The organism is Terriglobus sp. YAF25, from assembly GCF_052113305.1.
Classification (GTDB): domain Bacteria; phylum Acidobacteriota; class Terriglobia; order Terriglobales; family Acidobacteriaceae; genus Terriglobus.
This window is the reverse complement of sequence record NZ_JBFRCY010000524.1, coordinates 1-6,859: the sequence shown is the minus strand read 5'-3', so window position 1 is coordinate 6,859 and position 6,859 is coordinate 1. Positions and strand designations below refer to the sequence as shown.

The window sequence follows — 6,859 nt, the reverse complement described above, 5'->3', positions numbered from 1 at the left end:
GATCTATCCGGGCATTGCACGGGAGCCGAATACCTTTGGCACTCCCGATCCGAATGATCCGGCGAAGCTGATCGTCACCACCAGCCATCCCGCTCCCTATACACGCAAGGTCACTGTCTATGTACCGAAGCAGTATGTGGCCGGAACAGCCGCGCCCTTCATCGTCGGCGCTGACGGACCGGATACGCTGCTCTTCACCGTGCTCGACTCGCTGATTGCCGCACACAAGGTTCCGCCGATGATTGCCGTCTCCATCTCAAATGGCAGTGGCGATGCCCAAGGCAGCGAACGTGGTCTCGAGTACGACACCATGTCGGGGCGCTACGCAGAGTTCGTCGAGCAGGAAGTTTTACCGAAGGTGGAGGCGCAGTTTCATGTGAAGCTGACGCACGATCCGGAAGCCCGCGCCACCATGGGCGGAAGCTCAGGCGGATCATGCGCGCTGATCATGGCCTGGTACCACCCCGAGCTTTATCATCGCGTGCTGACCTACTCCGGCACATATGTGAACCAGCAGTGGCCCAGCGATCCGAAGACTCCGCATGGAGCGTGGGAGTTCCATGAACACCTGATCCCGCAATCTGCACGGAAGCCGATCCGTCTGTGGATGGAGGTAGGCGACCGCGATCATCTGAACCCCAATGCCATGCGCGACAACATGCATGACTGGGTGGTGGCTAMTGAAAACATGGCGCGGGTGCTAAAGGCGAMGGGCTACCACTACCAGTTCGTCTTCGCTCGCAACGCCGGGCATACCGATAGGACAGTGAAACAGCAGACGCTGGCGGAGGCGTTGGAGTATCTATGGAAGGGATATAAGTTCTGAAGCTATTTACTGGAAGTCTTCCGGGCTGACGACCATGCGCTTATCGAAGATGTAGCACTGTCCCTGCCACTTACTCTCCTGCGTGGGTACCTGTTCCAGGTAGCGCAGGATGCCGCCGCGCAGGTGATACACCTCTTCAAAACCTTCCTGCAGCATGAAGGCGGACGCCTTCTCGCAGCGGATGCCGCCGGTGCAGAACATCGCTACCTTGCGGTGCTTTGCCGGATCAAGGTTCTGGCGGACATACGCGGCAAACTCGGAGAAGCTGGCCGTCYGCGGCAGTACTGCTCCTTCAAAGGTGCCGACCTCTGTCTCGTAGCTGTTGCGGGTATCGAGCACCAGGACATCCTGCTGCGCGATCAGTTCGTTCCAGTCATCGGGTTGAACATAGGTACCGGGCGCGATAGAGAGGAACCGGTAAAAGGCTGCGATGGTGTAGGTCACGCTCCTTTAATCATAGTTGCTGGTTGCCGGAGCATATCAACAAATTCACCACGAAACTGGTGGTTATTCAGGATCCGTAGACACACTCCGGTCTTCGACAAGCATAGGCCTCAATGCGACAACGATCCCGCCACGAGCGTCACGATAATCACGACGGCAACGACCCCGCCTCCTGCGACGATCGCCGCGAATGCCCGATCTGCGAGGTGAGGCCGCTCATGCTCCAGCAGAACATGGCGCACGCCACAGGCGCCATGCACCGCGAGGGCGAGAACGCCGAGGAAGTAGTACGGTACCAGGCGAACGCTCCATGGATCCTTGAGCAGGTTATCGGCAGTCAGCCAGACCCAGTTGGTGTCGATGTGGCGAAGATATCTGGCCCGCATCACCGCGCTTACGTGCGATGCAAAGAAGAGCAGAAGATACATTCCGGAGGCGTTCTGTACCGTGTCGATCCAACCGGAGAATGGCTTGCGTGTCCTGTAGGCGAGGAGCACCCAGCCACTCGCAACCTGGAAGAGAACGCAGGTGAGGAGTACGCCCTCCACCACCGGTGCGCGGTAGACCACACGCAGATGCCGCATAACAGCGATGTGCGTTGAGCCACCGAGAACTCCTGTCAGATGGTTGGTGAGGTGGACGACGGCGAAGACGGTGATGAGTGCCGCGGAGATTCCGTGTGCAATCGCCAGCTTTGCTGGGCGCGCCTGGGCATTGTCAGCGGCCACCGGCCGCTCGATCAGTGTCAGGAGCAGAAGGGCACACCACAGCAGAACCCAGACACCGTTGGCGCGATAGGGAATCCACCGCTGCGAATCGAGCCAGCCGCCCAGGAAGCTGTAGAGCGCCGGTGCACCGATGGCGAAGTAAGCGATCCTGGTCGCACGGCGATAGGTATTGGTCTGCGCCAACCGAAATGCAAGATAGAGACACGCTGCCGGCGCCAGCAGCGTCAGCAGCAGCGCAAAGGGCGACCACGCTGCAATACTCCAGACCAGGACCGGATAGAACAGACCGATGAGGCCAGGGGTGATCCGCTGGCGAAGCGAGAGCTTGATGGTTTGGACAGATACAGGTGCAGCCGTTGTCATCGGGAACTGGTCTCCTGTGCTCCTTGGCAATCAAGGCTAACGTGTAATTACCACTATGACCATGACTAATTGAGGGGGCATTCCCCATACACCCGGAACATCGTACAAATAGTACGTATGCGTTTGACGCAACTGCGACAGGCCGATCTCAATCTTCTGGTTGTCTTCGCTGTCTTTGCCGAAGAGAGAAACGTTTCGCGCGCCGCGACACGGCTGTTGCTGAGCCAACCGGCCGTGAGCCGAGCCTTACAGCGGCTGCGCGACATGTTCCATGACGATCTCTTTGTTCGATCGGCTGGGAGTTACGAGCTCACACCACAAGGGCAGCGTCTGTTGAGTGAGCTGGAGGTCATGCTGCCGAAGCTGGACCGTCTGCTGAGCGGCTCAAACTTCGACCCAGCGAACGAACAGGCGAACTTCCGGATTGCTGTGACGGACAATGGAGCCGCCGTCCTGATTCCTGCGCTCTGCCGCGAGGTGCTGCCGAAAGCAAAGAAGGTGCGTTTCGAGTTTGTCGCATGGCACAGCGGGACCTTTGACGAAGTAAGACATGGCAGCGTGGATCTGACCTTTGCCGCCAGCATCGTGGAGGCTCCCTCACCCTTGCAGAGCCAGACCATCTTTGACGAGGAGTTCGTCTGCGTCGTCGATGCGAAGTATCCGTCGAAGAAGGCGATGAGCCTGGAGCAGTATCTTCAGGCCGAGCATATCTGCGTCAGTATTCAGGGTGGGATTCAGGTCGCGCCTGACAAGCCTCTGGCGGCCAAAGGATACAAGCGCCAGATCGCAGTCCATGTGCCGTACTTCGAAGCGGCCGTACGTTGCGTTGCGGGAACGAAGCTGATGGCCACGATCCCGAAGAAGTTCATGGCGGGCGCCATCTCCAACCCAGCGATCAAGATACTGAAGCCGCCCGCCGAGATCAGCACCTTCCGCTATGTGATGACGTGGCATCCGCGCCTGAACACGGATGCCGCGCACACCTGGCTCCGAGCCACGATGAGAGAGATTGGCGGAAGGATCTAGTCTCGAGCATTTTTCCTGTTGCTGGGTGTCCCGGGAGGAGCGTGCAGCGGCGTTTTCATTGCGGAAAACGTCCATGGATGCACAAGCCCTGCACTACACCTACAGGAAAATGCTCTAGCGATGACGGACAGCTGTTCCACGCGGCCCTGAGCGAGTGACAACAGCATTGCCCGTGCCACGGCCAACGACCGTGCGGTTTGCAGAGTTGCCGTTCGGTCCGGTCACCGTAGTGGAACTACCGCCGGCATAACGCTGCGTATTCCGTGTCGCAGTCTGCCCCTTGGGTCCGGTTGCGCTAACATTCACATCGCCTGTGCCGCGGCCGGTTACGGTACGCGAAGCAGTCTGTCCATTTGGCCCGGTAACGGTGGTCGAGTTGCCGCCGGCATAGTGATCAGTAGTGCGGGTGGCTGTCTGTCCGTCCGGACCCGTAACGGTAACGTTTGTCTGGCCATTGCCGCGGGTTGCGGTACGTGTCGCGGTCTGCCCGTTGGCGCCGGTCACGGTGGTTGTGGTGGTGCTGCTCTGCGCCTGTACCATTCCCGTACTCAGAGCAAGGGCGGCCGCGATGACTGTAAGTCTGTTCATGATGTGTCTCCTTGAGATACAACGTGCGGCGGCAGATGTGCTGCCGACATTGTGTGAGAACCGAGGGCATGGAAATGGTCGCGGGGCAGAAGTGTAAGGTTATGTCGGCTCCGGACGACGTACCCATTTGTAAGGATTTGTCGGATTACAAGGCGCAATAGCAACCGATGCCTTTGCTTCGTGTTTTTATAAGCGAGACAAAATTCACTTCTGGCGGATCTGGCGATGATGCAGATGGAACACAGCGACGCGCCATCGTTGCTTGTCATTGATGACGATATCGAGCTGTGCGGCATGCTGCGTTCTCTGCTGGAGATGGAGCAGTTTGCCGTCACGATGCGGCACGATGTAGCGAGCGGGCTTGCCGAAGCCCTCTCCGGCAGACACCGCCTTGTCGTACTCGACATCATGCTGCCGGGAGGCGACGGCCGTGCGCTGTTGCGGGACCTCCGCGCCAGAGCAGCCCCCAGGCACCCGCAGACATCCTTGTTGTGGGCGATATCACGGTCGAAGTCGCCTACAGGCGCGCGTTGCGTCATGGGGCTTCGATAGACCTGACCTCAGCAGAGTTCGATCTGCTGGTTGTACTGCTTCGCCGTGCAGGCGATTGTGTCACGCGCGACGATCTCTCTCAGCACGCCCTGGGGCGCCCGATCGGTCCGGTGGATCGCAGTATCGATAACCATATGAGTAACCTGCGTAGAAAACTCGGCCCCCATGCCGATGGCAGAGAGCGCATACGGAATATCCGTAGTGTGGGCTACTGCTATACCGGGAGTCCTCATGTTTAGGGTGGGTCATCCAATTCCGATGAGGCTGTTCCCGAGGATATTCGGCAAGGTTTTTCTGTCGTTCTGGGCCTCATCGCTGCTGGTGCTCATCGCGGTTGGCGCGGTGAACGCCACTCTGGGAACTCGTCCACTGCTGCGCGTGTGGCTGGCGAACTCGCTCACCTGGTATGGCCAGACCGCGGTCGAACTGTATGAGCATGGCGGCCCACCCACTCTGAACAACTACCTCACGGATATCCAGGGATCTGGAATAGAAGGTGCGCTGCTGGGCCCAGACGGGGCACTGCTTGGCTCTCACAGGATTCCTGCGGCAACCGATGCCGTGCTGGCCAGAGAGCGGTTCAGCCGACGGAGCGAAAACGATGTCCAGACCTGGACATCGGCGATACCGATCCACGGCAACCGGGGAGAGTATGTCTTCGTTGCGTTAGAGCACCCGAGACGAAGGGCACGGATTGCGTTTCAGCCTGCCGCGTTGCTGGCACGGATTGCCGCCGGTCTGGTGGTTGCGAGTCTGCTCTGTTTCCTGATGGCCCACTATCTCACGCGGCCGATCCGTACCCTGCAGGGTGCGGCCAGACGTTTTGCTGCGGGCGATCTGAAGGCGCGCGCCACCCCAGTGATGGGGCCACGCAACGACGAGCTCGGCGAGCTTGCCATTGACTTCGATCGCATGGCTGACCGTGTACAGAGATTGATCGAACGGCAACAGACGTTACTGCGCGATATCTCGCATGAGTTTCGATCGCCCCTGGCCCGGCTGACCCTGTCTGCGGAATTGGTCAGGCGAGGCGATACCGACGCAGCATCACGCATGGAAGGCGATCTTCAGCGGCTTGAGGCACTGATCTCGGAACTGCTCACACTCAGCCGCATGGAGGCCTCAGAGCGCAACTCGCGGAAAGACCGGATCGATCTTTCCAGCATGGTCCGCCGCGTTCTGGAAGACGCTGCGTTTGAAGGCAGACCGGAGCAGAAGACATTGGTGCAGACCGGAGTCGATGAGCTGATGATGCAGGGCGATGCCAACCTGCTGGAGCGCTGCATTGAGAACGTCGTCCGCAATGCGATTCAACATACACCGCGGCACACCGGGATTGAAGTGAATGTCACACTCTCGGGCGAGACACCAACCGGACAGGTGGCGACGATACGTGTGATCGATGAAGGCGAAGGCGTTCCCGCGCATGCTCTACCGCATCTATTCGAGCCGTTCTTTCGCGTATCGGCATCGAGGGAACAGAGCGGACGCGGTGCCGGGCTGGGGCTTTCCATCAGCCAGCGGATTGTGGAATTACACGGAGGCGCCATGGAAGCCTGCAACCGTGTGGAAGGCGGCCTGGAGGTGACGATGCATTTCCCGGTGATGCAAGGGTGAGGTTAGGTGGGAGCAGTGGCTTCAGCCCGCTGAGTAGAGCCTGCAAAGATTGGGCTTCAGCCCTGGGCCGTTATCGTGATGGCAAGGAAAACCCAGGGCTAATATCCCATCGATCACTGTGATGCCTGATGCATATGTTTCTGACTTACGGAACTTTATTGGTGGAACCTACGGAAGTCCCAGCTTCTGTAGAAATGCATCGACTGCGTCAGGGTATGCACCGGGAAGGCCGAGGTTGGCGTTTACCTGCATGTGCGAAAGATTCTGTGGCACAACTTCCGCCCTGCCGCCGAGCGACTTCACCTTCGCAGCAAACCTCTCGGCCTGCGGGCATGGATGGTCGGGACGAATGGTGGAACAGATTAGAAGCATCGGCATGGGAGTCCGGGTAAGCTGCTGCATCGGTGAGTTCTGATTCCAGTACGCGGGATCGTCGCCGAAGGCATTGTCATAGAGACGGTAGTGAGGGTGCTGCATGGTCTCCACAAGATCGAGCGTCGCGGTGTCGAGCGATACGGTCGCCAGCCATGGCTTGGCTCCCTGTCCTGCAATCAGCGTAGGCGACGTGCTGAGGAGATCGACGAGATGCGCGCCGGCCGAATGCCCCATCAGAACGATACGATTTGGATCTGCTCCCCAGGAGGCCGCCTTAGCCTGTACAACACCGAGGGCTTTGGCAACGTCCTGTGCCTGCTCCAACGGCCCGGCGGCAGGA

Annotated in this window: 9 protein-coding genes; 5 read left to right on the top strand and 4 right to left on the bottom strand. The window is 59.2% G+C overall.

What is annotated here, in order from left to right:
• Positions 1–826, top strand: an 826-nt coding sequence (locus AB4043_RS19385) for an alpha/beta hydrolase (protein ID WP_442307820.1), incomplete at its 5' end; no start/stop codon positions are given.
• Positions 827–832: 6 nt separating this feature from the next.
• On the opposite strand, the gene trhO is transcribed toward AB4043_RS19385, so the two are convergent.
• A complete protein-coding gene (trhO, locus tag AB4043_RS19380; protein ID WP_442307819.1) occupies positions 833–1,270 on the bottom strand; it encodes an oxygen-dependent tRNA uridine(34) hydroxylase TrhO in 438 nt (145 codons plus the stop codon).
• Between the two features lie 110 nt (positions 1,271–1,380).
• Positions 1,381–2,361: a hypothetical protein gene (locus AB4043_RS19375; RefSeq protein ID WP_442303124.1), complete on the bottom strand. Its 981-nt coding sequence runs from the start codon at positions 2,359–2,361 to the stop codon at positions 1,381–1,383.
• Between the two features lie 117 nt (positions 2,362–2,478).
• Between AB4043_RS19375 and AB4043_RS19370 the strand changes: the two genes are divergently transcribed.
• A complete protein-coding gene (locus AB4043_RS19370) occupies positions 2,479–3,387 on the top strand; it encodes a LysR family transcriptional regulator (protein ID WP_442303125.1) in 909 nt (302 codons plus the stop codon).
• Positions 3,388–3,501: 114 nt separating this feature from the next.
• Here AB4043_RS19370 and AB4043_RS19365 read toward each other — a convergent pair whose 3' ends face one another.
• On the bottom strand, positions 3,502–3,975 hold the full coding sequence (locus tag AB4043_RS19365) for a hypothetical protein (protein WP_442303126.1): 474 nt from the start codon (positions 3,973–3,975) through the stop codon (positions 3,502–3,504).
• 225 nt (positions 3,976–4,200) lie between these two features.
• Between AB4043_RS19365 and AB4043_RS19360 the strand changes: the two genes are divergently transcribed.
• Genes AB4043_RS19360 through AB4043_RS19350 form a run of 3 tightly spaced genes read left to right on the top strand, consistent with a single transcriptional unit; the run spans position 4,201 to position 6,144 of the window.
• Positions 4,201–4,527: a response regulator gene (locus AB4043_RS19360; RefSeq protein WP_442307818.1), complete on the top strand. Its 327-nt coding sequence runs from the start codon at positions 4,201–4,203 to the stop codon at positions 4,525–4,527.
• Positions 4,467–4,766, top strand: a complete 300-nt coding sequence (locus AB4043_RS19355) for a winged helix-turn-helix domain-containing protein (protein ID WP_442307817.1) — start codon at positions 4,467–4,469, stop codon at positions 4,764–4,766. Before AB4043_RS19360 ends, AB4043_RS19355 begins: the two co-directional genes overlap by 61 nt.
• 19 nt (positions 4,767–4,785) lie before the next feature.
• Complete coding sequence (locus tag AB4043_RS19350; RefSeq protein ID WP_442303128.1) at positions 4,786–6,144, top strand: sensor histidine kinase; 1,359 nt, start codon at positions 4,786–4,788, stop codon at positions 6,142–6,144.
• 168 nt (positions 6,145–6,312) lie between these two features.
• Here AB4043_RS19350 and AB4043_RS19345 read toward each other — a convergent pair.
• Positions 6,313–6,859: alpha/beta hydrolase (locus AB4043_RS19345; RefSeq protein ID WP_442307816.1), on the bottom strand; the 547-nt coding region annotated here is incomplete at its 5' end.